Genomic DNA, 25,153 nt, shown 5'->3' on the forward strand with positions numbered 1-25,153 from the left:
CCAGTCGTTCCTTGCAGGCAACCAGTCGTCCACAGGCGACTGGCCTGGCGCTACGCCTTAGTCTTCCATCGCTGAATCCTCCGAGTGCGACACCTCCATCTCCGCGTTATCGATGATCTCCTCCACGCCAAAATCAATGCCTGTGTTCTGGAAGTACGCATACAAGAGTTGCAGGCTGCGCTCGGAAAACGGGTTGGCGCGCAAGTCGACGCCTTCCGCGATGTTCACCGGCAGCTCCAACAGGTCGGCGGGTAACTCCAGAATTTCATTGTGGCTTAGGTTGGCATTCTCAAGGTTTTGCAGTTGCAGCATGCCGTTGGGCAGTTCGGTGATTAATGTGTCGTGCAGGATCAATGTGCTCAGGTTCGCCATCTGGCTGACATCAGGTGCCAGGTACAGCGGGTTATCACTGAGGTCCAGAATATAGAGGTGATCCATGCCTGCGAGTGCGGCCACGGTGTTCGGGGTGAGCGTCAGGTGGGAATCGGTGACGACCAGGGATCTGAGCGCGCCCATGTTGAACACGGCATCAGGAATGGCACTCATCCGATAATCGTGGACGGTCAGGGCCTTGAGCCTTGGGAAGCAGCGCAGGAATCCGTTGTTTACGGTGGTCCATCCTGCATCGCTGCTCAGAAACAAGTGCGATACATGGCTGAAGTCCGCGTCCAGGGTGGGCAAGTCTCCGATGATGATCATGTCCAGGACCAGCTCGTAGGAGGTCTCGGTGGGATCGATGGGGTCGTCGAACACGTCCGCTTCGATTTCTTTGCGCCAGGCTTGCTCGATCCGGTGTTTGAGCGCGTCCCGGATGCTGTGCTCGATCAGCAGTTGCTGGGGCGTGAACGGCTGCTCGGTGACAGGGTGCCGGGCCGGCACATCTGAGGTCCAGGCCGCCAGCGTAGAGACCATCGTGCTGTATTCGTTTTCCAGGCGCGTGAGTTCGATGCGCCCGGCTTCCAGGGTGCCGGGCAATCGGTAGACGAATTGGCTGGCTTCTTCGCGTCCAAAGCGTGGGTAAAGGTGTGCCGCTCGCTCCAGATCGGCTTGTGGCGCATCCACGCTAAAGTCTTGTTGGGAGTGTTGGTAACTGGCTTTGATCTGGTTGCGTGTGGTGTCGGACAAGGGGTTATCACTGAAGTCGAAACCGTTGACCCGAATGGGCGGCAGATCGAACAGCTCGACAGGCAGGTGGCTGATCAAGTTGTCCGAGAGAATTGCGTTACGCAAGTGGGTGCGCGTACCGAGTCCGGCCGGTGTGTGGGACAGACCGCAACGGCTCAGGTCGAGGTATTCCAGCGCTGGCATGGCTTCCAGGCTGACGCTGGTGAGCAGCGGATTTCGGCATAAGTCGAGCGTGCGCAACTGCGTCATCGAGGCAATGACGGCTTGATCTTCGGCGCTCAGGCTGAGTCGGCAATTGCTGAGAATCAACTGGATCATAGTCGGGCGGGTCGCCACCACCTCCGGCAGGCTGTCCAACGGAATATTGCGCACCGCCAAGCGTCGAATACCGGTGAAGCGGTTCAGGAAGGCGCGAGCGCCGAGAGTCATTTCGTTGCCTTCCAGCACCACGAAGCTGACGTGGCTGAAGTCGGCCTGGAACGTGGGCAATTCACCGATGATCGGTCGCGTGAATGAGAACAGGTAGTCGGGGTCGCCACCTTGGGCGTCGGGGTCGTTGAGCGCGGTCTGGCGACGCCAGCAGCGATGCAGTTCGCCGGACAGCCGGTGACGGTTCTGCGCGTCGGCGAACATTTGCTCCGGCGTCAACGCGGCTCCGGTTATGGGGTGCTCAGTCGCTGCGGTGTTGGTCCAGATGCGCAGGTCTTCGGCCAATTGCCGGAACTCTTCGTACATCCGCGAGAGCTCGATACGTGCGCCCGCCGGATGTTCCTGCAGGATGCGTGCATAGTCCGCGACTTGCTGCTCGGTGAAGGAGGGGAAGAGATCAAGGATCCGATCATTCAAAGACCCACGTCCGGGGTGGTACTGACGATAGCCATCGACGCCACCCGGCAGGCGCATGAGGTGAGGGTCATAAGACGGTTTGAGCAGCGGTTGCGAGGACAGCACGCTTTGCAGTTCCTCCAATGGCAGCGCATGTTGGCCAACCGCGTGCTTGAGCGCCTGGCCCTGACCGATGTTCAGGTTGATTTTTCGGCGCACGGTGTCGGGTAACGCGCGCAGCAGGCTGTTGTAGAAATCGTCCGTACTGGCCAGTGCTTCGCCGATCTCGTTGTAGGGCTGGTAATGACCGTCCTCAGTTTGCACCAGCACCTTGCGCATGGCGGCGTTCGGTTGGCCGATGCTGTCGATGTTCGCGCCTTCGAAGGAAAAGCGGTTGACCTCGATTCGCACGTTCGCCGACCAGCCTGGCAGGCGCGGCAGGGAATGCAGGGCCAGGCGTTCGGCATCCGGGTTGTCCACGCTCTCCAGTTCCAGGCTTTCGCGGGCGCGGACCGCGCGGATTTGCTGTTGCGTCCAGCGCGCCAGCTCTTTCAAGCGCGGGGCAAGGGTGCCTTGTTCAAGCTGTTGCAGTTCGATGGCGCTGGCGCTGAGCAACAACTCTTGCGCCGAACCGGACGGCAGGCCGGGCACCGCGTCCATGAGCTGGCGGGCCAACGGCTCGACGTCCAGTTCCTGAGCCCGGTAACGGGCTTCGAACAGGGTGCTGCGTTGGGTTTGCACGACCCGCAGAATCCGCGCACGCAGTTGCTTGGTGCGCACCTCCAGGGCCAGGCTCGGGGCGCCGAAGGATTCGTCGAATAAGGCCTTGATTTCAGCCTCGTCCAAGTGGCCGAGCGCGGCCTTGAGCACGTCGCCAGTGTTGGCGGCAATGTCATAAGGGCGCTCGCCGGTGCTGCTTTGCCAGGTCACCTCGCCTTGGTCGTCGATCAGGCGCAACGCCTTGTCACTGGGCCAGCGCAGTTGCTCCGTCAGCAGTTGCAACTGGGTGGCGGGATCGGCTGTGAGCCAGGTGGCGGGCTGCTCGCTGCCCAGGCGCTCGATAAAGGTGTGCAAGTCCCGGTCAATCTTGAAGCGTTTGAGCGTATCGGCCAGCAGGGAGGGCAGGGGTTCATTGTCGACCAGCATCCGGCGCAGGGCGTTTTCGTGGTAGCCGCTGATACTCAGCACTGTTTCAAGGTCGTCCATGGACAAGGCGTCGGCGAGATGGCCGAAGCGCAGCAAGACTTTTTCGCGGTCCCAGGTCAGTGGTTGTTCGTGTTCGGTCTGCCAACTGCCGTTGCCGTTGTGTTTGAGTCGGGGCTTATAGGCGTCAGGCCGGGTCGGGTGTTCGATCACGAACGGCTCTTGGGTCGCCGCCTTACTCACTGAATAAGGTTTGCCTTCCAGCAGCAGGATGGTTTTGTCGTCATGGCGGCGCAGGCCCAGGTCGTCGGGGATGACTTTGGACGGGGACACGGTGTGTTCATAGGGTTCCAGGTCACCGTTCCAGTAACGGGTTTGCCCCTCGGTGGTTTTGACCGGTGTGAAACGGTCGATGAAGTCGATCCACTCCCGTGGCAAGACCTGACGAAACTCCGTGGTGACGATGTTGCCACCGGCGGCGAAAATACCCAGCTGCACCAATGACTCCATAACGCCCAAGGTGTGGGCGAGGGCTTGCCGGGTCAGCCCCTCGGCCCAGTCGACAATTCCTTCGAAGGTTTCGTCGAGCAACTGGTACGCGGTGTACGCCAGCATCAACTCACCGAGGAAGGGCACGAAGGGCAGCGCCACGAACGCCGCAACCTGCAACAGGGCCGAGGCAATGCCGGTGAAAGAATCCCAGCGTTCCCAACGCGCCTTTCTATCGGCATTGGCGGTGGAGACGGCGATAGTGCGCGCGTCATTGAGGATCTTGTCGAGTTTGCGCTGATGCAGGTGAGTCCACAGATCGCCGCGAATCGGCGTTGCGGCGAATTGCAGATTGGCGTGGGCGGCGGGTGTTTCTCGCCAGCTCGGCAACGGATCGCCCTGGCTGCGTTGATGCCAGGTGGTTTGGGTCAGGCGATTGTTCAGGTCGGCAAAGAAGTAGCCGCGATCTTCGTGGGCAACGAAGCGACTGAAAAACTGCTGATAATTTTTCGAGCGAAGCCGCTGGCTCAGTTCAATCATGAACCGGGCGCTGGAGGGGTATTGCTTGAGGGGGTGCTCAGGGTCGTCGGGAATGTAGGCGATGACCGGCACGGTGTCGCGATGCTGCTCCAGGTCCGGAGCAAACAGCACAATGCCGGTGAGCCGGGCGTTCATCAGGGTCAAGTCATGGCACAGCAAGGGTTTGCCGTCGAGCAGCATGCCCTGCACGCCATCGACCAGCCCGCGTATCGAGCGATAGGTGCCGTTACTCAAGGGCTCGTCAGCAATGACCGCCAGTTCCAGCGCCATGCGCAGGGCAGCCTGGTGACTGTCTTTGATCTGCGGGTGTAGCACGGCGGCCACCAGCGGCGTGCTGACGCCCAGATTTTCTTCGAGAAAAGCCTGGTACTGCTTGCCGATGTCCAGTTCGCGACACAGCCGCGCGAAGGCGCCGATGCCGAGCCGATTCTTGATGTGCCTGAGAACATCGAAATGCCCGGTGGCGGAAGGTTGGGTGATGTAGGTCGAATCTGCCTCATAGGCGTCATCTTCTGCTTCGGCGGGTTCGAAGTTGTGCAGCGCCGCGTCCAGCAGCGAAACCGTCCAGGTGCGGGTGCCTCCGGACTTGATGGGAAACCACGGCGTGGTGGCGGGAATGTAGAGGCGCAGCCAGGTGGCGTTGACGTCCAGGTCCAGCCCGTATTGCTGTTTCAGGGCGGCGCGCAACAAGGGTTCACCGAAGGTGCGCGCGTCCTGAAGCTGTTCGAGATGTTGGTCGATGCGGTTCTGGGCGTTCCAGTAGGTGGCATTCAGTCGTTTCAGCACGCGGTGCTGCGCGGGCGAAGCGCTGTGTAATTGGCTGATGAGCTCTGGGCGCGCATCGGTCAGGGTGGCCCGGCGAGTGGCGCTGGCCTTGATCAGCCACGTCGGCAGGGCAGTGGCCAGGTGCGCGTAGTGGGTGTCCGGGTGCCGGGGCCAGAAAGGTATCGGCTGGGAGTCCTTGGGAAGATTCACGGTGTTGTCCTTAAGCGTGTCGAGCGTGCTATCAGACCCGTGAATCTTTTTTCAGGTGCGGTACATAGTTACCGCACATTAACGATCGCCTTGAAATCAAATGCACGCGACTGCCGCTGATTCGCCGCATCGGTTTAAACTGCGCCTTTGCGACGGTATATGTCGCATTGCCGTAAACCCGGCTAAAACCGGGGTTTGCGCTATAAGAAGTTGTCGCTTGGCGGCAAGGCCGGGCTGAAAACTGTCCTTACAATCCCCTCATCGCTCGCCAGTTTCAGGCGAGTGTTCCTCTTCAGGAGACTCCGATGTCCGTTGAGCACGCTGCGGTACAACGCGCCGATTTCGACCAGGTAATGGTTCCCAACTACGCGCCTGCCGCATTCATCCCTGTGCGTGGTGCCGGTTCCCGCGTTTGGGACCAGTCTGGCCGCGAGCTGATCGACTTCGCCGGCGGGATTGCCGTTAACGTATTGGGCCACGCGCACCCGGCGCTGGTCGGTGCCTTGACCGAGCAGGCGAACAAGCTGTGGCACGTGTCCAACGTGTTCACCAATGAGCCGGCCCTGCGCCTGGCCCATAAGCTGATCGACGCCACCTTTGCCGAGCGCGTGTTCTTCTGCAACTCCGGTGCCGAAGCCAACGAGGCCGCTTTCAAGCTGGCCCGTCGCGTCGCTTTCGATCGTTTCGGCACCGAGAAGTACGAAATCATCGCGGCGCTGAACAGCTTCCACGGTCGTACCCTGTTCACCGTGAACGTCGGTGGCCAGTCGAAGTACTCCGACGGTTTCGGTCCGAAAATCACCGGCATCACCCACGTGCCTTACAACGATCTGGCTGCGCTTAAAGCCGCCATTTCCGACAAGACCTGTGCCGTGGTGCTGGAACCGATCCAGGGCGAGGGCGGCGTGATGCCGGCCGAACTGGCTTACCTGCAAGGCGCCCGCGAGCTGTGCACCGAGCACAACGCGCTGCTGGTGTTCGATGAAGTACAAACCGGCATGGGCCGCAGCGGCAAGCTGTTCGCCTACCAGCATTACGGCGTGACCCCGGACATCCTGACCAGCGCCAAGAGCCTGGGCGGCGGTTTCCCGATCGCGGCGATGCTGACCACTGAAGACCTGGCCAAACACCTGGTCGTCGGCACCCACGGCACCACGTATGGCGGCAACCCGCTGGCGTGTGCGGTCGCAGAAGCCGTGATCGACGTGATCAACACCCCTGAAGTGCTGGCCGGCGTCAACGCCAAGCACGACAAGTTCAAGGCGCGCCTGGAGCAGATCGGTGAGAAATACGGCCTGTTCACCCAGGTCCGTGGCCTGGGCCTGTTGATCGGTTGCGTGCTGAGCGATGCCTGGAAAGGCAAAGCCAAGGACATCTTCAACGCCGCCGAGCGTGAAGGCCTGATGATTCTGCAAGCCGGCCCGGACGTGATTCGTTTCGCTCCAAGCCTGGTGGTTGAAGACGCGGACATCGATGCCGGTCTGGATCGTTTCGAGCGCGCTGCAGCGAAATTGACCCAAGCCTGATAGACCTTTCGACGCCTGACGACTCAGGCGTCGATCCAAATTTTTATGCCGGACCCGCTTTTCTGTAGGAGCGAAGCTTGCTCGCGAAGGTGTATCAGCCACAGTGATGTTGACTGACACACCTTCGTGAGCAAGCTTCGCTCCTACAAGGGTTCGGCTTATTTCCCCCACAAGAGTTAGAGAAAGGAGTGACACCATGCTGGTGATGCGCCCCGCGCAAATGGCTGATCTGGGCGAGGTACAGCGTCTGGCTGCGGACAGCCCGATTGGTGTCACTTCCTTGCCGGATGACGTTGAACGCCTGAGCGACAAGATCGCCGCGAGCGAAGCCTCGTTTTCCGCTGAGGTCAGCTTCAACGGTGAAGAGAGCTATTTCTTCGTCCTCGAAGACAGTGCCACCGGCAAACTGGTGGGCTGCTCGGCGATCGTGGCCTCGGCCGGTTATTCCGAGCCGTTCTACAGCTTCCGTAATGAAACCTTCGTCCACGCTTCCCGCGAGCTGAAGATTCATAACAAGATCCACGTGCTCTCCCAGTGCCACGACCTGACCGGCAACAGCTTGCTGACCAGTTTCTACGTGAAACCGGAGCTGGTGGGTTCGCCGTGGGCGGAACTCAACTCCCGTGGTCGTCTGCTGTTCGTCGCCAGCCACCCGGAACGCTTCGCCGATTCCGTGGTGACCGAGATCGTCGGTTACAGCGATGAAAATGGCGACTCGCCGTTCTGGGATGCGATCGGTCGCAACTTCTTCGACCTCAACTATGCCGCCGCCGAGCGTCTGTGCGGTCTGAAGAGCCGGACCTTCCTCGCTGAACTGATGCCGCATTACCCGATCTACGTGCCGCTGCTGCCGGACACCGCTCAAGAAGCGATGGGCCAGGTGCACCCACGGGCGCAGATCACGTTCGACATCCTGATGCGCGAAGGCTTCGAAACCGATCACTACATCGACATTTTCGATGGCGGCCCAACTCTGCACGCCCGCGTCTCGGGGATCCGTTCGATCGCCCAGAGCCGTGTGGTCCCGGTGAAAATCGGTGAGCCGGTCAAAGGCGCCGGTCGTCAGTACCTGGTGGCCAACGCCCAGTTGCAGGACTACCGCGCGGTATTGCTTGAGCTCGATTACGCGCCGGGCAAACCCGTGACCCTGGATCTGGAAGCGGCCGAAGCCCTGGGCGTCGGCGAAGGTGCGAGCGTGCGCCTGGTGGCGGTTTAACGCCTTACAGAAGTGTTTGACGGGTGGCGCAAGCGGCCCGTTTGAGGAGATAGCATGATCGTTCGTCCCGTACGCAGCAGCGATTTACCCGCTCTGATCGACCTGGCCCGCAGCACCGGCACCGGCCTGACTACCTTGCCGGCCAACGAAGAACGTCTGGCCCATCGGGTCGGCTGGGCCGAGAAAACCTTTCGCGGCGAAGCCGGGCGAGGCGATGCGGACTACCTGTTCGTGCTCGAAGACGACAACGGTCGCGTGGTGGGGATTTCCGCCATTGCCGGCGCGGTCGGCTTGCGCGAGCCCTGGTACAACTTCCGGGTAGGCCTGACGGTCAGCGCTTCCCAGGAACTGAACATCTACCGCGAAATTCCGACGCTGTTCCTGGCCAACGATCTGACCGGCAATTCCGAGCTGTGCTCGCTGTTCCTGCATGCCGATTATCGCAATGGCCTCAATGGCCGCATGTTGGCCAAGGCGCGGATGCTGTTCATCGCCGAATTCCCGCAACTGTTCGGCAACAAGATCATCGCCGAGATGCGCGGTGTGTCCGATGAAGCCGGGCGTTCGCCGTTCTGGGAAAGCCTGGGTCGGCACTTCTTCAAGATGGAATTCAGCCAGGCGGATTACCTGACAGGCGTGGGCAACAAGGCATTCATCGCCGAACTGATGCCGAAGTTTCCGCTGTACACCTGTTTCCTGTCGCCAGACGCGCGCAACGTGATCGGCCAGGTTCACCCGGACACCGAGCCGGCCCTGTCCATGCTCAAGAGCGAAGGTTTCAGCTACCAGGGTTACGTCGATATCTTCGACGCCGGCCCGGCGGTGGAATGCGAAACCGGCAAGATCCGTGCGGTGCGCGACAGTCAGGCACTGGTGCTGGCCATCGGCACCCCGGGTGACGACGCCACGCCATTCCTGATTCACAACCGCAAACGCGAAGACTGCCGGATTACTGCCGCACCCGCACGCTTCGCCGCCGGTACGTTGGTGGTCGATCAGTTGACCGCTAAACGTCTTCAACTCAACGCCGGCGATCAAGTGCGCGCCGTTCCGTTGTCCGCTGCTCGGGAGTCGAAATAATGAATTCGCTATACATCGCAGGTGAATGGCTGGCTGGCCAGGGTGAAGCTTTTCAATCGCTGAACCCGGTGACCCAGCAAGTATTGTGGACCGGCGAAGGCGCCACCACCGCTCAGGTTGAATCCGCCGTACAAGCCGCGCGCCAGGCGTTCCCGGGCTGGGCCCGTCGGACGCTGGACGAGCGCATTACAGTGCTGGAAGCCTTTGCCGGCGCGCTGAAAAACCACGCTGACGAATTGGCTCGCTGCATCGGTGAAGAAACCGGCAAACCCCTGTGGGAATCGGCCACCGAAGTCACCAGCATGATCAACAAGATTGCGATCTCGATTCAGAGCTACCGCGAGCGCACCGGCGAGAAGAGCGGCCCGTTGGGCGACGCCACCGCCGTGCTGCGCCACAAGCCGCACGGTGTGGTCGCGGTGTTCGGTCCTTACAACTTCCCGGGTCACTTGCCCAATGGGCACATCGTGCCGGCGCTGCTGGCCGGTAACAGTGTGTTGTTCAAGCCAAGCGAATTGACGCCGAAAGTCGCCGAGCTGACGGTCAAGTGCTGGATCGAAGCCGGCCTGCCGGCGGGTGTGTTGAACCTGCTGCAAGGCGCGCGCGAAACCGGGATCGCCCTGGCGGCGAATCCGGGGATCGACGGGTTGTTCTTCACCGGTTCGAGCCGCACCGGCAATCACCTGCATCAGCAGTTTTCCGGTCGTCCGGACAAGATCCTGGCGCTGGAAATGGGCGGTAACAACCCATTGATCGTCGACGAAGTGGCTGACGTTGAAGCCGCCGTCTACACCATCATCCAGTCGGCCTTCATTTCCGCTGGTCAGCGTTGCACCTGTGCCCGCCGCTTGCTGGTGCCGCAAGGCGCCTGGGGTGATGCGTTGCTGGCGCGCCTGGTGGCGGTCAGCGCGACGATTGACGTTGGTGCATTCGATCAGACACCCGCGCCGTTCATGGGCTCGGTGATTTCCCTCGGCGCCGCGAAAGCGCTGATGGATGCACAGGAACATCTGCTGGGCAATGGCGCGGTGGCGCTGCTGGAAATGACTCAGCCGCAGGCTCAAGCCGCGTTGCTGACCCCGGGCATTCTGGATGTGACGGCGGTGGCTGACCGTCCGGACGAAGAGCTGTTCGGCCCGTTGCTGCAAGTGATCCGCTACGCTGATTTTGAAGCGGCGATCACAGAAGCCAACGACACCGACTATGGCCTGGCGGCCGGTTTGCTCTCGGATTCCGAAGCGCGTTATCAGCAGTTCTGGCTGGAAAGCCGCGCCGGTATCGTCAACTGGAACAAACAGCTGACCGGTGCCGCGAGCAGCGCGCCATTCGGCGGCGTCGGCGCCTCGGGCAATCACCGCGCCAGCGCCTACTACGCGGCAGATTACTGCGCGTACCCGGTGGCTTCGCTGGAAACCCCGAGCCTGACCTTGCCTGGCACGCTGACCCCTGGCGTGCGGATGTCGTAACGCCCATTCGCGGGCAAGCCTCGCTCCTACAGGTTTTGCGTCGTCCGCATGATTGGCGCACACCACAAATCCTGTAGGAGCGAGGCTTGCCCGCGAAGGCCGCAACTCGGTCTAACTGAATTGTTACCAGATGCCTATAAAAACAGATTCTCGTGGAGCCTCGCTGATGAAATCCTATGAAGTCAATTTTGACGGTCTAGTGGGGCCGACCCATAACTACGGCGGCCTGTCCTACGGCAACGTCGCGTCCCAGAGCAACAGCCAGCAGTCTTCGAACCCGAAGGAAGCGGCGTTGCAAGGCCTGGCAAAAATGAAAGCCCTGATGGAAATGGGCTTTCAACAAGGCGTACTGGCACCGCAAGAGCGCCCGGACATCGCCGCACTGCGTCGCTTGGGTTTCAGCGGCACCGATGCCCAAGTGATCGAGCAGGCCGCTAAAGAAGCGATGCCGCTGCTGGTCGCCAGTTGCTCGGCGTCGAGCATGTGGGTGGCGAACGCGGCCACCGTCAGCCCGAGTGCCGACACCGCCGATGGCCGCGTGCATTTCACCGCTGCCAACCTGAATTGCAAATACCACCGCAGCATCGAACACCCGACCACCAGCCGCGTGCTGGGCGCGATGTTCGCTGACCAGAAACACTTCGCCCACCACGCTGCGCTGCCGGCCGTGGCGCAGTTCGGTGACGAAGGCGCGGCCAACCACACCCGTTTTTGCCGTGACTATGGCGAGGCTGGCGTCGAGTTCTTCGTGTTCGGTCGCAGCGCCTTCGATAACCGTTATCCGGCGCCGCAGAAATACCCGGCGCGCCAGACCCTCGAAGCGTCCCAGGCTGTTGCTCGTCTGCACGGTTTGAGCGATGACGGCGTGGTCTATGCGCAGCAGAATCCATCGGTGATCGATCAAGGCGTGTTTCACAACGACGTGATCGCTGTGGGTAACGGCGAAGTGTTGTTCTATCACGAGGACGCCTTCCTCGACACCGAACAGATGCTGGGCGAACTTTCGGGAAAACTCGCCAAAGTCGGTGGGAAATTTCAGTCTGTGTGTGTTCCGCGTTCGGCGGTCAGCGTAGAAGACGCGGTTCGGTCCTACCTGTTCAATAGCCAGCTTCTGTCGCGTCCTGACGGCTCCATGCTCTTGATCGTGCCGGAAGAATGCCGTGGCAACGAGCGCGTCTGGCAGTACCTGCAAGGTTTGACCAGCTCTGGCGGGCTGATTCGTGAAGTGAAAGTCTTCGATCTCAAACAGAGCATGCAGAACGGCGGTGGCCCGGCTTGCCTGAGACTTCGCGTTGCCCTCAACGAAACCGAACTGGCGGCGGTCAATCCAGGGGTTATCATGACGGCACCGTTGTACGGCACGCTGACCGAATGGGTCGACAAGCACTACCGCGACCGCATGACCGAAAATGATCTCGCGGACCCGCAATTGCTGCTTGAATGCCGGACGGCACTGGATGAACTGACGCAAATCCTTAAACTGGGCGCGGTTTATCCATTCCAGATCAATTGAAAGCAGGCGTGCTCTTGAAGTGGGCGCGCCGCTTTTATCTCCAGACGAGAGCGTAAAAAACATGAGCGATACCCTGCAGCTGATCCTTGAAGACACCGACGGCACGCAATTGGAAACCTCCTGCACCCGCGTCGCGGTCATGTGGCAAGGCAAAGAGCTGTGGATCCAGCAAGACGGCCGCGGCCAATTGCTGATCGGCGTGGACGTCGAAGAAGGCGACGCCGAATACGCAAACCTGCTGCTGCGCCCATTGGCGACTAATCTGGTAAGTCTGCAACTGGAAATGGAACCGGCCGAAGTCGGTGACGAAGACCACGTGCACGGCCCGGATTGCGCACACGACCACTAAGGAAATCGCTCTATGCTCGCCCTCGGCAAACTGCTTGAACTGACCCTCGCCGGCCGCGAACCGGCGGAGAAGACTCAACTGACTGTCGAAGGCGTGCGGATGCGCTGGTTGAGCGAAGGTGCGCTGGAAGTCCGGCCACCTGAAGCTCGCGACAATGGCCTGGACCTGCTGCTGTCAGCGGGCATCCATGGCAACGAAACAGCGCCGATCGAGTTGCTCGATCGCCTGTTGAATGACATCGCCCGCGGCGACCTTAAACCGCGCGCACGTATTCTGTTTCTGTTCGGCAACCCCGAGGCGATCCGACGCGGCGAGCGTTTCATCGAGCAGGACGTCAACCGGCTGTTCAACGGCCGTCACGAACAAAGCAGCGGTTTCGAAGCCCTGCGTGCCTGTGAACTGGAGCGACTGTCAGCGAGTTTCTTCAGCCTGCCGGACCGCGAGCGTTTGCACTACGACCTGCATACCGCGATTCGTGGTTCGAAAATCGAGCAGTTCGCCTTGTACCCGTGGAAAGAAGACCGCCGGCATTCACGCCTGGAGCTGGCTCGCCTGCGCGCCGCCGGCATGGAAGCGGTGTTGTTGCAGAACAAGCCGTCCATCGTGTTCAGCTCCTACACCTACGACAAGCTCGGCGCCGAGTCCTTTACCCTGGAGCTGGGCAAGGCCCGGCCCTTTGGGCAGAACGCCGGGGTCAATGTCGATCTGCTGGAAACCCGCCTCAAACAGATCATCGAAGGCAACGAGCCGCCCTTGGCCGAAGCGTCGCTGGACGGTTTGCAGTTGTTTAGCGTGGCGCGGGAAATCATCAAGCACAGCGACAGCTTCCGCTTGAACCTGCCAGCGGACATCGAGAACTTTTCGGAATTGGAAGTGGGTTACGTACTGGCCGAAGACATCGCCCAGACCCGCTGGATCATCGAAGAGAAGGGCGCCCGGATCATCTTCCCGAACCCCAAAGTGAAGAACGGCCTGCGCGCCGGCATCCTGATCGTCCCGACCACCGACGAAAACCTCGCCTGATTTTTGTGACCTGATCGTTCCCACGCTCCGCGTGGGGATGCAGCCCGGGACGCTCCGCGTCCCAAAGCGGACGCAGAGCGTCCATTGGTGCATTCCCACGCAGAGCGTGGGAACGATCATTCAACGCTGACTAGACCGCTACTGCACGCGGCTCACTGCGACGCAACGCCCGGGTCTTGTGCAGCGTATCCGCACAGGTCTTCGCCGCTTCCTGGCCCTTATGCACGAAATGCTCGAAGAAGAACTTCTGATGCTCTTCGCCAGCATGGAAGTGGTGCGGGGTCAGGACTACCGAGAATACCGGCACTTCAGTTTCCAGCTGAACCTGCATCAGGCCGCTGATCACCGATTGGGCGACGAATTCGTGACGGTAGATCCCGCCGTCTACAACCAGGCCTGCGGCAACGATACCGGCGTAACGGCCGGATTTGGCCAGTAGCTTGGCGTGCAGCGGGATTTCAAAGGCGCCGCCGACTTCGAAGAAGTCGATATCCGACTCTTGATAGCCCTGGGCGATCATTTCGGCGAGGAAGCCTTTACGGCTCTGGTCGACGATTTCCTTGTGCCAGCAGGCCTGGATGAACGCGACGCGCTCGCCCTGATGGTTTTTGCTTTTGCTGTCAATTGCGGTGGGTTGCATGTTCTGGTTCCTGTTTGTGTGAAAAACAGGGCTTATGAATCGAATGGGATTTAAGGGTACGCAGGCTCGCAAAAAATGCATGCAAACGGCCCTTTGGCGCCAATCCCGTTCTCTCTTCATCCGGACTATGACCGTCGGCCCCGGGATCACACCGGGTCTGCTGACCTTGCCGCCAGTCACCGCCGAAGCCGTGCTGTCACCAAGCGCTCGCGGGCTATGCGCATTGCGCGCAATTACCGCCGGTGGGGAGTTGCACCCCGCCCTGAGAACGTTTTGCCGCCAGAATGTTTGGCGGCGAAGCGTTTTTAACACATATTTCCTACCTGCGCATTGCTGCTTTCTGATGATTGATATCGAGTTTTTCGAAGGCACAAAGCGTCATTTCCTCACCCGAGGGTTGATTATTCGTCGCTATGCCCGCAGTAATTCCATCTTGAAAGGGATTCCCCCTGCTTACCGAGGCCAGATTCATGAGCGTTATCGATCTTCGCAGCGACACCGTCACCCAACCCACCGCCGGCATGCTCGACGCGATGGCCAAGGCTGCCACCGGTGACGACGTTTACGGTGAAGATCCGACGGTCAATCGTCTGGAAGCCGAACTGGCAAAACGGCTGGGTTTTGCTTCGGCGCTATTCGTGCCGACGGGCACCATGAGCAATCTGCTGGGGTTGATGGCGCACTGCGAGCGCGGCGAGGAATACATCGTCGGTCAGCAGGCCCACACCTATAAGTACGAAGGTGGCGGTGCGGCGGTGCTCGGTTCGATCCAGCCGCAGCCCATCGAATTGCAGGCTGACGGATCACTGGACCTGGCCCAGGTCGCCGCGGCGATCAAACCGGACGACTTCCATTTTGCCCGCACCCGTTTGGTGGCCCTGGAAAACACCATGCAGGGCAAGGTCCTGCCGCTGGAGTATCTGGCCCGGGCTCGCACCTTCACCCGCGAACACGGTCTGGCCCTGCACCTGGACGGCGCGCGGCTCTACAACGCCGCGGTCAAGCTGGGTGTCGATGCCCGGGAAATCACCCAACATTTCGATTCGGTTTCGGTCTGCCTGTCCAAGGGGCTGGGCGCGCCGGTCGGTTCGGTGTTGTGTGGTCCGGTCGAGTTCATCGCCAAGGCGCGCCGCTTGCGCAAAATGGTCGGCGGCGGCATGCGCCAGTCTGGCCTCCTCGCAGCAGCAGGCTTGTATGCCCTGGACAACAACGTCAAGCGTCTGGCCGATGACCACGCCAATGCGCAATTTCTTGCCGAAGGCCTGAGCAAGGCCGGTTATGAAGTGGAGCCGGTGCAGACCAACATGGTTTACGTGCAGATGGGCGACAAAGCCGAAGCCATCAAGGCGTTCGCGGGCGAGCGCGGCATCAAACTCAGCGCTGCCGGTCGTCTGCGGATGGTCACGCACATGGACGTCAGCCGCGCACAAATCGAGCAGGTCATCGCTACATTCGTCGAGTTTTCGCGCAACTGACAGCGTTAGCCGTCCAATTGACCGTTTCTATCGTATAAACACGCTGTACCCCGCGCGCAGGGCCGATATAATGCGGCCCTTTGCCGTCGCTTCGTCTGATGACGTTTTGCACAGGCCTTTGGCCGCAGCCTCCGTGGAAGAACCTATGAAAAGCGCAGAAATCCGTGAAGCCTTCCTTCGCTTCTTCGAAGAGCAAGGCCACACCCGTGTAGCCTCCAGCTCTTTGATTCCGGGCAACGACCCAACCCTGCTGTTCACTAACGCGGGGATGAACCAGTTCAAGGACTGCTTCCTGGGCCAGGAAAAACGTGCGTACACCCGTGCGACCAGCAGCCAGAAGTGCGTGCGCGCCGGTGGCAAGAACAGTGACCTGGAAAACGTCGGTTACACCGCTCGTCACCACACATTCTTCGAAATGCTGGGTAACTTCAGCTTCGGTGACTATTTCAAGCACGACGCGATCACCTACGCCTGGACCTTCCTGACCGGCGTCCTGAAGCTGCCCAAGGAAAAACTCTGGGTAACCGTCTACGCCTCGGATGACGAGGCTTATGACATCTGGACCAAGCAGATTGGTGTGCCCGTCGAGCGCATGATTCGCATCGGCGACAACAAAGGCGCGCCGTACGCGTCCGACAACTTCTGGACCATGGGCGATACCGGCCCGTGCGGTCCTTGCACCGAGATTTTCTACGATCACGGCGACCACATCTGGGGTGGCCCACCGGGTTCGCCGGAAGAAGACGGTGACCGTTACATCGAAATCTGGAACAACGTGTTCATGCAGTTCAACCGCACTGCCGATGGCGTGTTGCATCCGCTGCCAGCGCCGTCGGTAGACACCGGCATGGGGCTGGAACGGATCAGTGCGGTGATGCAGCACGTTCACTCCAACTACGAAATCGATCTGTTCAAGAACCTGCTGAGCGCTTCGGCCCAGGCCATTGGTTGCACCAATGACGATCAGTCTTCGCTCAAGGTTGTCTCCGACCATATCCGTTCGTGCGGCTTCCTGATTGCTGACGGCGTGCTGCCGTCCAACGAAGGCCGCGGCTATGTGCTGCGCCGGATCATTCGTCGCGCGTGCCGTCACGGTAACAAGCTGGGTGCGACCGGCAGCTTCTTCTACAAGATCGTTGCCGCGCTGGTGGCCGAGATGGGCGAAGCCTTTCCGGAACTCAAGCAGCAACAATCCAACATCGAGCGCGTGCTCAAGGCCGAAGAAGAGCAGTTCTCCAAAACCCTGGAGCACGGCCTGAAGATTCTCGAGCAGGATCTGCTGGAACTCAAAGGCACCGTGGTCCCGGGTGATGTGGTGTTCAAGCTGTACGACACCTACGGTTTCCCGATGGACCTGACCGCTGACATCGCTCGCGAACGCAACCTGACCGTCGATGAAGTCGGCTTCGAGCGCGAAATGGAAGCCCAGCGCGTACGTGCGCGGTCGGCCAGCTCGTTCGGCCTGGATTACAACACCCTGGTCAAGGTTGATGTGGCGACCGAATTCACCGGCTATAAAGCCACCAGTGGTTCGGCGAAAATTGTCGCTATCTATAAAGATGGCCAGTCGGTCGACGTATTAAATGAAGGCGAAGAGGCCGTGATCGTTCTCGATCAGACGCCTTTCTACGCTGAATCCGGTGGCCAGATTGGCGATTGTGGTTATCTGCAAGTCGGTAGCAGCCGTTTCGATGTACGCGACACTACCAAGACCGGCGGTGCTTTCCTGCACCACGGTGTGGCGGTGTTGGGCAGCCTGACCATCGGCGCTCCGGTCGAGACCCATGTCGATGCCGAAGTCCGTCACGCCACGTCGCTGAACCACTCGGCGACTCACTTGCTGCACGCTGCATTGCGTCAGGTGCTGGGCGAACACGTTCAGCAGAAAGGCTCGTTGGTCGACAGTCAGCGTCTGCGCTTTGACTTCAGCCACTTCGAAGCCATCAAGCCTGAGCAGTTGAAGGCCCTGGAAGACATCGTCAATGCTGAGATTCGCAAGAACTCCGCGGTTGAAACCGAAGAAACCGATATTGAAACCGCCAAGCAAAAAGGCGCCATGGCGCTGTTTGGCGAGAAGTACGGCGACAATGTGCGCGTGCTGAGCATGGGCGGTGATTTCTCCGTCGAGCTGTGCGGTGGCATCCACGCCAACCGTACCGGCGACATCGGCCTGCTGAAAATCATCAGCGAGGGCGGTGTGGCCTCGGGCGTGCGTCGTATCGAAGCGGTCACCGGCGCGCAAGCACTGGCATACTTGAACGCTGCGGAAGAACAACTCAAGGAAGCGGCCAACCTGGTCAAGGGCAGTCGCGACAACCTGATCGACAAGCTGTCGGCTGTGCTGGAGCGCAACCGTCTGCTGGAGAAGCAACTCGAGCAGTTGCAGGCCAAGGCTGCCAGCGCGGCAGGCGACGATCTGTCGGCTTCCGCCCTGGATGTCAAAGGCGTGAAAGTGCTGGCCGTGCGTCTGGACGGTCAGGACGGCAAGGCACTGTTGGCGCTGGTCGATCAATTGAAGAACAAACTCGGCCGCGCAGTGATCCTGCTCGGCAGTGTCCATGAGGAAAAGGTCGTTTTGGTTGCAGGCGTAACCAAGGACCTGACTGGCCAACTCAAAGCCGGTGATTTGATGAAGCAAGCCGCTGCGGCAGTGGGCGGGAAGGGCGGTGGTCGTCCGGACATGGCGCAGGGCGGTGGTGTAGACGCCGGCGCGCTGGACGCAGCATTGGCCCTGACCGTTCCATTTGTAGAGCAGGGTTTATAAGGCGGTTGGCCGGGCCCGTGGTCTAGTGACGGGGCCGGCAACTGTTTGAGATTATTGGGCGCCCTTCATGGGCAGAGGCGGCTTTGAAATGGCTTTGATCGTACAGAAATTTGGAGGCACCTCGGTCGGCACTGTCGAGAGAATCGAGCAGGTCGCCGACAAGGTTAAGAAATTCCGCGATGCCGGCGATGACCTGGTGGTTGTGCTGTCTGCAATGAGCGGCGAGACCAACCGTCTGATCGATCTGGCCAAGCAAATCAGTGGCGACAGTCAACCGGTTCCCCGGGAGCTGGATGTGATTGTCTCCACCGGTGAGCAGGTGACGATTGCCCTGTTGGCCATGGCGCTGATCAAGCGCGGCGTGCCAGCGGTGTCCTACACCGGCAATCAGGTACGGATTCTGACGGACAGCGCGCACAATAAAGCGCGTATCTTGCAGATTGACGATCAGAAGATTCGCGGTGATCTGAAGGCCGGTCGCGTGGTGGTCGTCGCCGGTTTCCAGGGCGTCGACGAGCACGGCAACATCACCACCCTCGGTCGTGGCGGCTCCGACACCACCGGTGTAGCGCTGGCAGCGGCCTTGAAGGCTGACGAATGCCAGATCTACACCGATGTGGACGGCGTCTACACCACCGACCCTCGCGTGGTGTCCGTGGCTCAGCGCCTGGACAAGATTACCTTCGAAGAGATGCTGGAAATGGCCAGCCTCGGTTCCAAGGTGTTGCAGATCCGTGCGGTGGAATTCGCCGGCAAGTACAACGTTCCGCTGCGCGTACTGCACAGCTTCAAGGAGGGTCCGGGCACCCTCATTACTATTGATGAAGAGGAAACCATGGAACAGCCGATCATTTCCGGCATCGCTTTCAACCGCGATGAAGCCAAGCTGACCATCCGTGGCGTGCCAGACACCCCGGGTGTTGCGTTCAAGATTCTTGGGCCGATCAGTGGCGCGAACATCGAAGTCGACATGATCGTGCAGAACGTTGCGCACGATAACACCACCGACTTCACCTTCACCGTGCACCGCAATGACTTCCAGGCCGCACAAACCGTGCTGGAAAACACCGCTCGCGAGATCGGTGCCCGTGAAGTCGTGGGCGACATCAAGATCGCCAAGGTTTCGATCGTTGGCGTCGGCATGCGTTCTCACGCTGGCGTGGCCAGCCGCATGTTCGAATCCCTGGCCAAGGAAAGCATCAACATCCAGATGATCTCTACGTCGGAAATCAAAGTCTCCGTCGTGATTGAAGAGAAGTACCTGGAACTGGCTGTGCGCGCTCTGCACACGGCTTTCGAACTGGACGCGCCGGCCCGTCAGGGCGAGTGATGCGTTTACCGAAGGGCGCGGTCTGACCGCGCCCTTCGTCTTTTTTGAATGGCGCGACCCAGGACTCTGTTCTTTTGCTCGCGCTGGTCAATACTCAGGCATGTAGGGCTGCGATCGTAACGGTTGTAGGTCGAGTGCCTTTTTTTTGCAGACTGTTGTCCCTGAACTGTAATGCGTGAGGAGAAAGGTATGCTGATTCTGACTCGTCGGTGCGCAGAAAGCCTGATTATTGGTGATGGCGAAATCACTGTGACCGTGCTCGGCGTCAAAGGAAATCAAGTGCGTATTGGTGTTAACGCACCTAAAGAGGTTGCTGTTCACCGTGAGGAAATCTACTTGCGGATCAAGAAAGAGAAGGACGACGAACCAAGCCATTAATTTTTATCGTTTTTTATGTTTGCAAACGGGGAAAAGGTTGGTTAAGATACGCCCCGTGTTGCGGAGAGCTGGCCGAGTGGCCGAAGGCGCTCCCCTGCTAAGGGAGTACACCTCAAAAGGGTGTCGGGGGTTCGAATCCCCCGTTCTCCGCCATTATTTGCGTAGTACGTTGTAATCTGGCTTCTTCGGTAAGTTGTTGAAATTACTAGAAAAAGTGTTTGACATAGAGATTAGACGGCCTATAATGCGCGGCAACAAATGCACTCGTAGCTCAGCTGGATAGAGTACTCGGCTACGAACCGAGCGGTCACAGGTTCGAATCCTGTCGAGTGCACCATTTAAGAGTTGTTTGCAGTAATGCGAGCGACTTTGCTTCAGCCAGTTGTGGTCTGGTTTAAAAACACAAAATGCACTCGTAGCTCAGCTGGATAGAGTACTCGGCTACGAACCGAGCGGTCACAGGTTCGAATCCTGTCGAGTGCACCAAACACCAAAAAGCCTGCGTTTAACGCGGGCTTTTTGCCGTCTGGGATTTGGCTTTTCCTTTGACGCATCCCTTCTCATCGAAATCGACGTGAGCACTTCTGCCTCGCTTGAGGTCATAACGGTAGCTCGTGGCGGAATTCCGAATATTGATCTTGTCCGGTTTGCCTAGCGCACTTTCAACGTCCTGTTGGCTCATGCCGGCAACGACACGCTGATTGATGATTGCTTCACGGCGTTGTTTGGCGTCGATCACATTTCCACATTTATCCTCGGATTGGCCGACAACGGTCAGCTCCTTTCTTTGTGCACGCGTGTCTGAGGTTTCTCGGAAGGTAGCTTCAGGCAGGACCGCAACGATGGTGCCTGGCAGGAATGGGTGCACATCCTGAAGTGAAAGATTCTCTCCGGCCCTGCAGCTCATCGTAGTGAAGGTGATGTGCCCGTCAGGGGCCTCGCATCGGTGAATGGTGGCGGCAAGCGCCTTGGGCGGCAGATAGAGCAGGGTGGTCAGTAAAAGAAGATGTGTGTTCGATGGCATTCGGCGTCCTCCATGACGTTCCATCTGAAGGGTAGTCGCTACATTTTTCCGCTGCGGTGTGTTTTCTTTTCAGGATAAGTCGTCGCAGTTTGATGCATAAGGGCAGCGCTCAGGTTTGTCTTGCAAGCGCTTGTTTCAACCACGATTTTTTAACGTTTTAAACCGTCAGGCGGTGTATCATTGCGCCCGTCAGCCCCGCCGGGGCTTGTGGAAAACCTCCATGGACTTACCCAGTAGTTACTCAGTACCCCGTTTTTCCAATCATGAATTGACTGATTGATCCTTCCGGCGTGCCCCGCTGCTGGGAGTGGAGTTCGCCTATGTCCGAAGTTGAAGTAAAGAAAACACAGGAAAGCTTGCAGGACCGCCTCGCTCAAGTCGTTGAGCTGTTGCAGCGTCAGCGAGTGGTCGAAGACCTGACTCATCGTCAGGAAGGTCCGCATCACGACCGGGTCGAGAACCTGGTTCACCGACAAAATCTCGTCGAGCTGCAACGCAAGCTCGATGATCTGCACTCCGCTGACGTTGCCTACATCCTTGAAGCCTTGCCGCTGGACGATCGTCTGACGCTCTGGCAATTGGTCAAGGCTGATCGTGACGGCGACATTCTTCTCGAAGTATCCGACTCGGTTCGTGAAACGCTGATCGCCGACATGGACGATCACGAGCTCCTGGCTGCGGCCAAGGACATGGACGCCGACGAACTCGCTGACCTGGCCTCCGAGCTGCCGCGAGACGTTGTCCATGAGTTGATGGAAACCCTTGATGGTCAACAGCGTGAGCGCGTTCGCTCCGCGTTGTCCTATGACGAGGAGCAGGTCGGTGCGCTGATGGACTTCGAGATGGTGACGATCCGTGAGGATGTCAGTCTCGAAGTGGTTCTGCGCTATCTGCGTCGCCTTAAGGAGCTGCCGGGTCATACGGACAAACTGTTCGTGGTTGACTACGACGGCGTGCTCAAGGGTGTGTTGCCGATCAAGCGGTTGCTGGTCAATGATCCGGATAAACAGGTTGCTGAAGTCATGGCCAGCGATCCGGTGAGCTTTCACCCGGACGAAGATGCCTACGACGCTGCTCAGGCGTTCGAACGTTACGACTTGATCTCCGCGCCTGTGGTCGACAAGAACGGCAAGCTGATCGGCCGTCTGACTATCGATGAAATGGTCGACCTGATCCGTGAAGAGAGCGAAAACGAAGTTCTCAACATGGCAGGTTTGCGCGAAGAAGAAGATATTTTCGCTTCAGTCTGGAAATCCCTGCGTAACCGCTGGGCCTGGCTGGCGGTGAACCTGATTACTGCGTTTGTAGCGTCTCGGGTAATTGGCCTGTTTGAAGGCTCCATCGAGAAGCTGGTGGCGCTCGCGGCATTGATGCCGATCGTGGCGGGTATTGGTGGTAACTCGGGTAACCAGACGATCACGATGATCGTTCGGGCCATGGCGCTGGACCAGGTCAGTACGGGCAATACCTCGCGCTTGATGCGCAAAGAGCTCGCGGTAGGTTTGATCAATGGCTTGGTTTGGGGTGGGGTTATTGGTGTTGTCGCCTATCTGCTGTATGGCAGTTGGTCCCTGGGCGTGGTGATGACGGCAGCGATGACGCTAAACCTCCTGCTGGCAGCGTTGGCCGGGGTGTTGATCCCCATGACCCTTGCGCGCATGGGGCGCGACCCGGCAATGGGCGCCAGTGTGATGATCACGGCCATGACCGACAGTGGTGGGTTCTTCATCTTCCTCGGGTTGGCGACAATCTTCCTGCTCTGACTCGTATCCTGAAGCCCGCCAAATTGGCGGGTTTTTTTATGTCTCAAATTCAAGGCAAAAAAAAGCCAGCGATTATGCTGGCTTGAATTTTTTGGGGTGTCTCAGGACGCGTCTGCGGCCATTTCAGCGTCATGGGCGATCAGCGAAACAAGGGCGTTCTGCTGACGGTGGGAGAGTTGGCGGAAACGTTGCAGCAGTTCGCGTTCGTGCAACGACAGCTCCGGGCTGTCCAGGCGCATGCTCAGCTCTTCGCCCAGTGCACCTTCCTGAATAAGACTCTGCTCAAGGCGCGCAATGATTTCGGAGTTCATGCTGCGATGATGATTGCGAGCCACCTCGGCAATGCGTTCACGCATTCCGTCTGGCAGACGTACGACGAACTTGTCAGCCGTACGGCTGGAATAAATTGCCTGTTTCAATGGGCGCATATATTTAACCGGTTAGTTCAGGGGAGCGGTTCTCGGGATTGGCCGCAGGATGTCTGATAGGACAAGCACTCTGGCCAAATGTTCAACCTGAATTGATAGAGGCTCGCATCATGCCTCAAATTAGCCAGTTCATTGGCGTCAATTCTGTGACAAATATTGAACTGGATAAAGGCGTTATGCCAGCACCAATTATCAGAAATGCGGACTGGTTTGAAAAGTTTGCCTTGGTCCGTATCGCTGACCGCGTCCTCTTGCCCTGCAGGTGATGTCCAAAGACGCCCGAGGGAGCATGCTATGCGGATTTAATCGTCGTTCCTTACCTTGTATAGGATAGTGGCAAATGGCCGATTTACTAGAGGCGGGATAACTTCGGGATGGATGGCAGATTGATTTATCTGATGGGGCCTTCCGGGTCTGGCAAAGACAGTCTCATCCAGGCGGCTCGTGAGCCCTTGCAAGCGCTGGGTTGCGAAGTCGTGCGTCGTGTCATCACCCGTTCAGCCGAATCCGTGGGCGAGGACGCCGAAGGGGTGTCTCCGGCAGAGTTCGAGCTGCGAAGGGAGGAGGGGGGCTTTTCGCTTTCGTGGCGTGCCAATGGCTTGGCTTACGGTATCCCCGTTGAAATTGATCAATGGCTCCGAAAGGGTCGCCATGTGCTGGTGAATGGCTCTCGGGGTCATCTGCCCGTTGCGCTGGAGCGCTATCCCGAGTTGGTGCCGGTGTTGCTGACGGTCAAGGATGAGGTGTTGCGCGAGCGATTGTTGCGACGGGGGCGTGAGAGTCCTGAAGAAATTGAAGCGAGGATCCGGCGCAATGGACTATTCGTGGGTGACGGCTCGATCGGCGATAGGCTTATTCATCGACTCGATAATTCCAATGACTTGGCCGTCACGGTTAACAACCTTTTAAGTCTGCTGAAGCTCAGCGTAAAACCGGATCAAATTTGATCCGTCGACCGGCGATCAGTGCCAACACGAACAGTGCGCCAAATACGCCGGAAGCGATCAGGGGTAGGGTGAACGTCACCTCCTGAGTCCAGCAGAGATGAAGAATGCCGCTCAACAAGGCCAGAATTAAAAATCCAGCGGCTGATTTGGACATGCGGTGCTCCTGGTGATGGGAAATTAAAATACTAATCGTTCGGAAGAGGGGGGCTGTGACTGCGGGCTCTCTTGGCTCACTTCCTGATTTACAAAAACGTGCGGATCACTCATGACCGCCAATTGAGGTGCTTTCTGCAGTTGGAGGTAATGGGGCATACGCTGGGCAACCACTTCAGTGTCCCTCTCGGGCATGAATTGAAAGCCGAGCAGTACGGCCAGGGCGATCACATTCGAGAGTAAAAGGGTGCCGTTCATGGGGTTGTCCTCTATTGTTCTTGGAGAACAGATGAAGCAGCCCGCATGCCAAGAGTCTAAAGGCTAATAAATGCTTTAAAAACAATTGATTAGAGTTAGATCGCAGAAAAGCATCAGTGCAATTTGCAATGATGGCGTTTTGAGGTGATGCAATTTGCACGGTAATCGGTAGCGTAGGGGGATGAGGCGTTTGCCTACACTTAAAAAGCCTAAGGACGACATGACAAAAGCAGGCCTGCCCGTTAACATGCTCGCCGTCCATCGTACCGCGGTCCTCGCGGGCGATTTGTGTCTCAGTAGCTCAATTGGATAGAGCATCCCCCTCCTAAGGGGAAGGTTGGCAGTTCGAACCTGCCCTGGGACACCACTTCTCTTCAAGCCTGCTGCTTTCAACCTGAACTCTCTGTCTCGAATCCCAATCGCATCCGGTAGTGGATGTTGGGTCTGGGTGTGTTTCCGTGCCTGCTTTTCGAGTGGTTGGCGTCTTTGGGGATGTCTTCTATATAGAAGCGTGGCTTTTGCGCCTCTATATAGACAAAATCCGGCGGTTTCCGGCTTTGTGCAAGTTCTTGAAAGAAAAGCTAAATCAGGGCTTGACGGCAGATTCTGGAAGTCTATAATTCGCCCCACTTCCGGCGCAGTCGAAACGGAAAACTCCTTGGTAAACAAAGAGTTACGCAGGTTTCGGCAGTGAGTTGCTTCAGGTCATCGAAGCGCAAAAGG

The 25,153-nt window shown here is 58.7% G+C and carries 19 protein-coding genes, 4 tRNA genes and 1 riboswitch; of the genes, 17 read left to right on the forward strand and 6 right to left on the reverse strand.

Annotated elements, in window-relative coordinates:
* Window positions 1-57 precede the first annotated feature (57 nt).
* Window positions 58-5,097, reverse strand: a complete 5,040-nt coding sequence (locus tag BK667_RS23645) for a dermonecrotic toxin domain-containing protein (RefSeq protein ID WP_123599086.1) — start codon at window positions 5,095-5,097, stop codon at window positions 58-60.
* A gap of 305 nt (window positions 5,098-5,402) precedes the next feature.
* On the opposite strand from BK667_RS23645, the gene BK667_RS23650 reads away from it, so the two are divergent.
* The 7 genes from BK667_RS23650 to astE all read left to right on the forward strand — a co-directional run bounded on the left by BK667_RS23650 (window position 5,403) and on the right by astE (window position 13,270).
* Window positions 5,403-6,623 (forward strand): aspartate aminotransferase family protein, encoded by a 1,221-nt coding sequence (locus BK667_RS23650; protein ID WP_123514338.1) that lies wholly within the window; start codon window positions 5,403-5,405, stop codon window positions 6,621-6,623.
* Between the two features lie 196 nt (window positions 6,624-6,819).
* Complete coding sequence (aruF, locus tag BK667_RS23655) at window positions 6,820-7,839, forward strand: arginine/ornithine succinyltransferase subunit alpha (protein ID WP_054044757.1); 1,020 nt, start codon at window positions 6,820-6,822, stop codon at window positions 7,837-7,839.
* Window positions 7,840-7,893: 54 nt separating this feature from the next.
* Window positions 7,894-8,919 (forward strand): arginine N-succinyltransferase subunit beta, encoded by a 1,026-nt coding sequence (locus BK667_RS23660; protein ID WP_123514339.1) that lies wholly within the window; start codon window positions 7,894-7,896, stop codon window positions 8,917-8,919.
* Entirely contained in the window at window positions 8,916-10,385 is a 1,470-nt protein-coding gene (gene astD, locus BK667_RS23665; protein ID WP_185058269.1) for a succinylglutamate-semialdehyde dehydrogenase, read from the forward strand. Before BK667_RS23660 ends, astD begins: the two co-directional genes overlap by 4 nt.
* Window positions 10,386-10,551: 166 nt before the next feature.
* Window positions 10,552-11,898 (forward strand): N-succinylarginine dihydrolase, encoded by a 1,347-nt coding sequence (gene astB, locus BK667_RS23670; RefSeq protein ID WP_123599088.1) that lies wholly within the window; start codon window positions 10,552-10,554, stop codon window positions 11,896-11,898.
* A gap of 61 nt (window positions 11,899-11,959) precedes the next feature.
* Window positions 11,960-12,247, forward strand: a complete 288-nt coding sequence (locus BK667_RS23675) for a hypothetical protein (protein WP_033056735.1) — start codon at window positions 11,960-11,962, stop codon at window positions 12,245-12,247.
* 12 nt (window positions 12,248-12,259) lie between these two features.
* The gene (gene astE, locus BK667_RS23680) at window positions 12,260-13,270 is read left to right on the forward strand and encodes a succinylglutamate desuccinylase (protein WP_123514345.1); all 1,011 of its coding nucleotides are present in this window, start codon (window positions 12,260-12,262) and stop codon (window positions 13,268-13,270) included.
* A 130-nt stretch (window positions 13,271-13,400) separates the two neighbouring features.
* Here astE and BK667_RS23685 read toward each other — a convergent pair whose 3' ends face one another.
* On the reverse strand, window positions 13,401-13,910 hold the full coding sequence (locus BK667_RS23685; RefSeq protein ID WP_123514347.1) for a 6,7-dimethyl-8-ribityllumazine synthase: 510 nt from the start codon (window positions 13,908-13,910) through the stop codon (window positions 13,401-13,403).
* Between the two features lie 103 nt (window positions 13,911-14,013).
* A riboswitch (FMN riboswitch) is annotated at window positions 14,014-14,184 on the reverse strand.
* 196 nt (window positions 14,185-14,380) lie between these two features.
* Between BK667_RS23685 and ltaE the strand changes: the two genes are divergently transcribed.
* From ltaE to BK667_RS23720, 7 genes are all read left to right on the forward strand, one after another.
* Window positions 14,381-15,385 carry a low-specificity L-threonine aldolase gene (gene ltaE, locus BK667_RS23690; RefSeq protein WP_123599089.1) on the forward strand — a complete coding sequence of 335 codons (1,005 nt, stop codon included), beginning with the start codon at window positions 14,381-14,383 and terminating at the stop codon, window positions 15,383-15,385.
* A gap of 145 nt (window positions 15,386-15,530) precedes the next feature.
* Entirely contained in the window at window positions 15,531-18,149 is a 2,619-nt protein-coding gene (gene alaS / locus BK667_RS23695; protein ID WP_148060157.1) for an alanine--tRNA ligase, read from the forward strand.
* A gap of 88 nt (window positions 18,150-18,237) precedes the next feature.
* A complete protein-coding gene (locus BK667_RS23700; protein ID WP_123514351.1) occupies window positions 18,238-19,479 on the forward strand; it encodes an aspartate kinase in 1,242 nt (413 codons plus the stop codon).
* Between the two features lie 189 nt (window positions 19,480-19,668).
* Window positions 19,669-19,857 (forward strand): carbon storage regulator CsrA, encoded by a 189-nt coding sequence (gene csrA / locus BK667_RS23705; RefSeq protein WP_003178872.1) that lies wholly within the window; start codon window positions 19,669-19,671, stop codon window positions 19,855-19,857.
* A gap of 62 nt (window positions 19,858-19,919) precedes the next feature.
* Window positions 19,920-20,010 (forward strand) — tRNA-Ser (locus BK667_RS23710).
* 107 nt (window positions 20,011-20,117) lie between these two features.
* A tRNA-Arg gene (locus BK667_RS23715) sits at window positions 20,118-20,194 on the forward strand.
* Window positions 20,195-20,266: 72 nt separating this feature from the next.
* Window positions 20,267-20,343: transfer RNA gene (locus BK667_RS23720), tRNA-Arg, on the forward strand.
* A gap of 19 nt (window positions 20,344-20,362) precedes the next feature.
* Here the strand turns inward: BK667_RS23720 and BK667_RS23725 are convergent.
* Complete coding sequence (locus BK667_RS23725) at window positions 20,363-20,881, reverse strand: cell envelope protein SmpA (RefSeq protein ID WP_123599091.1); 519 nt, start codon at window positions 20,879-20,881, stop codon at window positions 20,363-20,365.
* Window positions 20,882-21,201: 320 nt separating this feature from the next.
* Between BK667_RS23725 and mgtE the strand changes: the two genes are divergently transcribed.
* A complete protein-coding gene (gene mgtE, locus BK667_RS23730) occupies window positions 21,202-22,644 on the forward strand; it encodes a magnesium transporter (RefSeq protein ID WP_123514354.1) in 1,443 nt (480 codons plus the stop codon).
* A 101-nt stretch (window positions 22,645-22,745) separates the two neighbouring features.
* Here mgtE and BK667_RS23735 read toward each other — a convergent pair whose 3' ends face one another.
* Window positions 22,746-23,072: an Arc family DNA-binding protein gene (locus BK667_RS23735; RefSeq protein WP_003178899.1), complete on the reverse strand. Its 327-nt coding sequence runs from the start codon at window positions 23,070-23,072 to the stop codon at window positions 22,746-22,748.
* Between the two features lie 374 nt (window positions 23,073-23,446).
* On the opposite strand from BK667_RS23735, the gene phnN reads away from it, so the two are divergent.
* Complete coding sequence (gene phnN / locus BK667_RS23740) at window positions 23,447-24,019, forward strand: phosphonate metabolism protein/1,5-bisphosphokinase (PRPP-forming) PhnN (protein ID WP_123599092.1); 573 nt, start codon at window positions 23,447-23,449, stop codon at window positions 24,017-24,019.
* Here phnN and BK667_RS23745 read toward each other — a convergent pair.
* A complete protein-coding gene (locus BK667_RS23745) occupies window positions 23,994-24,173 on the reverse strand; it encodes a PA3371 family protein (protein ID WP_123514358.1) in 180 nt (59 codons plus the stop codon). The genes phnN and BK667_RS23745 overlap by 26 nt on opposite strands.
* Before the next feature lie 23 nt (window positions 24,174-24,196).
* The gene (locus tag BK667_RS23750) at window positions 24,197-24,430 is read right to left on the reverse strand and encodes a hypothetical protein (protein WP_123514360.1); all 234 of its coding nucleotides are present in this window, start codon (window positions 24,428-24,430) and stop codon (window positions 24,197-24,199) included.
* 290 nt (window positions 24,431-24,720) lie between these two features.
* Here BK667_RS23750 and BK667_RS23760 point away from each other — a divergent pair.
* A tRNA-Arg gene (locus tag BK667_RS23760) sits at window positions 24,721-24,797 on the forward strand.
* Window positions 24,798-25,153 lie beyond the last annotated feature (356 nt).

This window comes from Pseudomonas frederiksbergensis (assembly GCF_003732705.1).
Lineage (GTDB): Bacteria > Pseudomonadota > Gammaproteobacteria > Pseudomonadales > Pseudomonadaceae > Aquipseudomonas > Aquipseudomonas frederiksbergensis_F.

Excerpts from the sequence above, each read along its gene's own strand:
- csrA (WP_003178872.1), top strand. The coding sequence starts at position 19,669 with ATGCTGATTCTGACTCGTCGGTGCGCAGAAAGCCTGATTATTGGTGAT.
- BK667_RS23750 (WP_123514360.1), bottom strand. The coding sequence starts at position 24,430 with ATGAACGGCACCCTTTTACTCTCGAATGTGATCGCCCTGGCCGTACTG.
- astB (WP_123599088.1), top strand. The coding sequence starts at position 10,552 with ATGAAATCCTATGAAGTCAATTTTGACGGTCTAGTGGGGCCGACCCAT.
- alaS (WP_148060157.1), top strand. The coding sequence starts at position 15,531 with ATGAAAAGCGCAGAAATCCGTGAAGCCTTCCTTCGCTTCTTCGAAGAG.
- BK667_RS23685 (WP_123514347.1), bottom strand. The coding sequence starts at position 13,910 with ATGCAACCCACCGCAATTGACAGCAAAAGCAAAAACCATCAGGGCGAG.
- BK667_RS23745 (WP_123514358.1), bottom strand. The coding sequence starts at position 24,173 with ATGTCCAAATCAGCCGCTGGATTTTTAATTCTGGCCTTGTTGAGCGGC.
- BK667_RS23650 (WP_123514338.1), top strand. The coding sequence starts at position 5,403 with ATGTCCGTTGAGCACGCTGCGGTACAACGCGCCGATTTCGACCAGGTA.
- astE (WP_123514345.1), top strand. The coding sequence starts at position 12,260 with ATGCTCGCCCTCGGCAAACTGCTTGAACTGACCCTCGCCGGCCGCGAA.
- BK667_RS23675 (WP_033056735.1), top strand. The coding sequence starts at position 11,960 with ATGAGCGATACCCTGCAGCTGATCCTTGAAGACACCGACGGCACGCAA.
- ltaE (WP_123599089.1), top strand. The coding sequence starts at position 14,381 with ATGAGCGTTATCGATCTTCGCAGCGACACCGTCACCCAACCCACCGCC.
- phnN (WP_123599092.1), top strand. The coding sequence starts at position 23,447 with ATGGATGGCAGATTGATTTATCTGATGGGGCCTTCCGGGTCTGGCAAA.
- BK667_RS23735 (WP_003178899.1), bottom strand. The coding sequence starts at position 23,072 with ATGCGCCCATTGAAACAGGCAATTTATTCCAGCCGTACGGCTGACAAG.
- BK667_RS23660 (WP_123514339.1), top strand. The coding sequence starts at position 7,894 with ATGATCGTTCGTCCCGTACGCAGCAGCGATTTACCCGCTCTGATCGAC.
- aruF (WP_054044757.1), top strand. The coding sequence starts at position 6,820 with ATGCTGGTGATGCGCCCCGCGCAAATGGCTGATCTGGGCGAGGTACAG.
- mgtE (WP_123514354.1), top strand. The coding sequence starts at position 21,202 with ATGTCCGAAGTTGAAGTAAAGAAAACACAGGAAAGCTTGCAGGACCGC.
- BK667_RS23725 (WP_123599091.1), bottom strand. The coding sequence starts at position 20,881 with ATGCCATCGAACACACATCTTCTTTTACTGACCACCCTGCTCTATCTG.
- BK667_RS23700 (WP_123514351.1), top strand. The coding sequence starts at position 18,238 with ATGGCTTTGATCGTACAGAAATTTGGAGGCACCTCGGTCGGCACTGTC.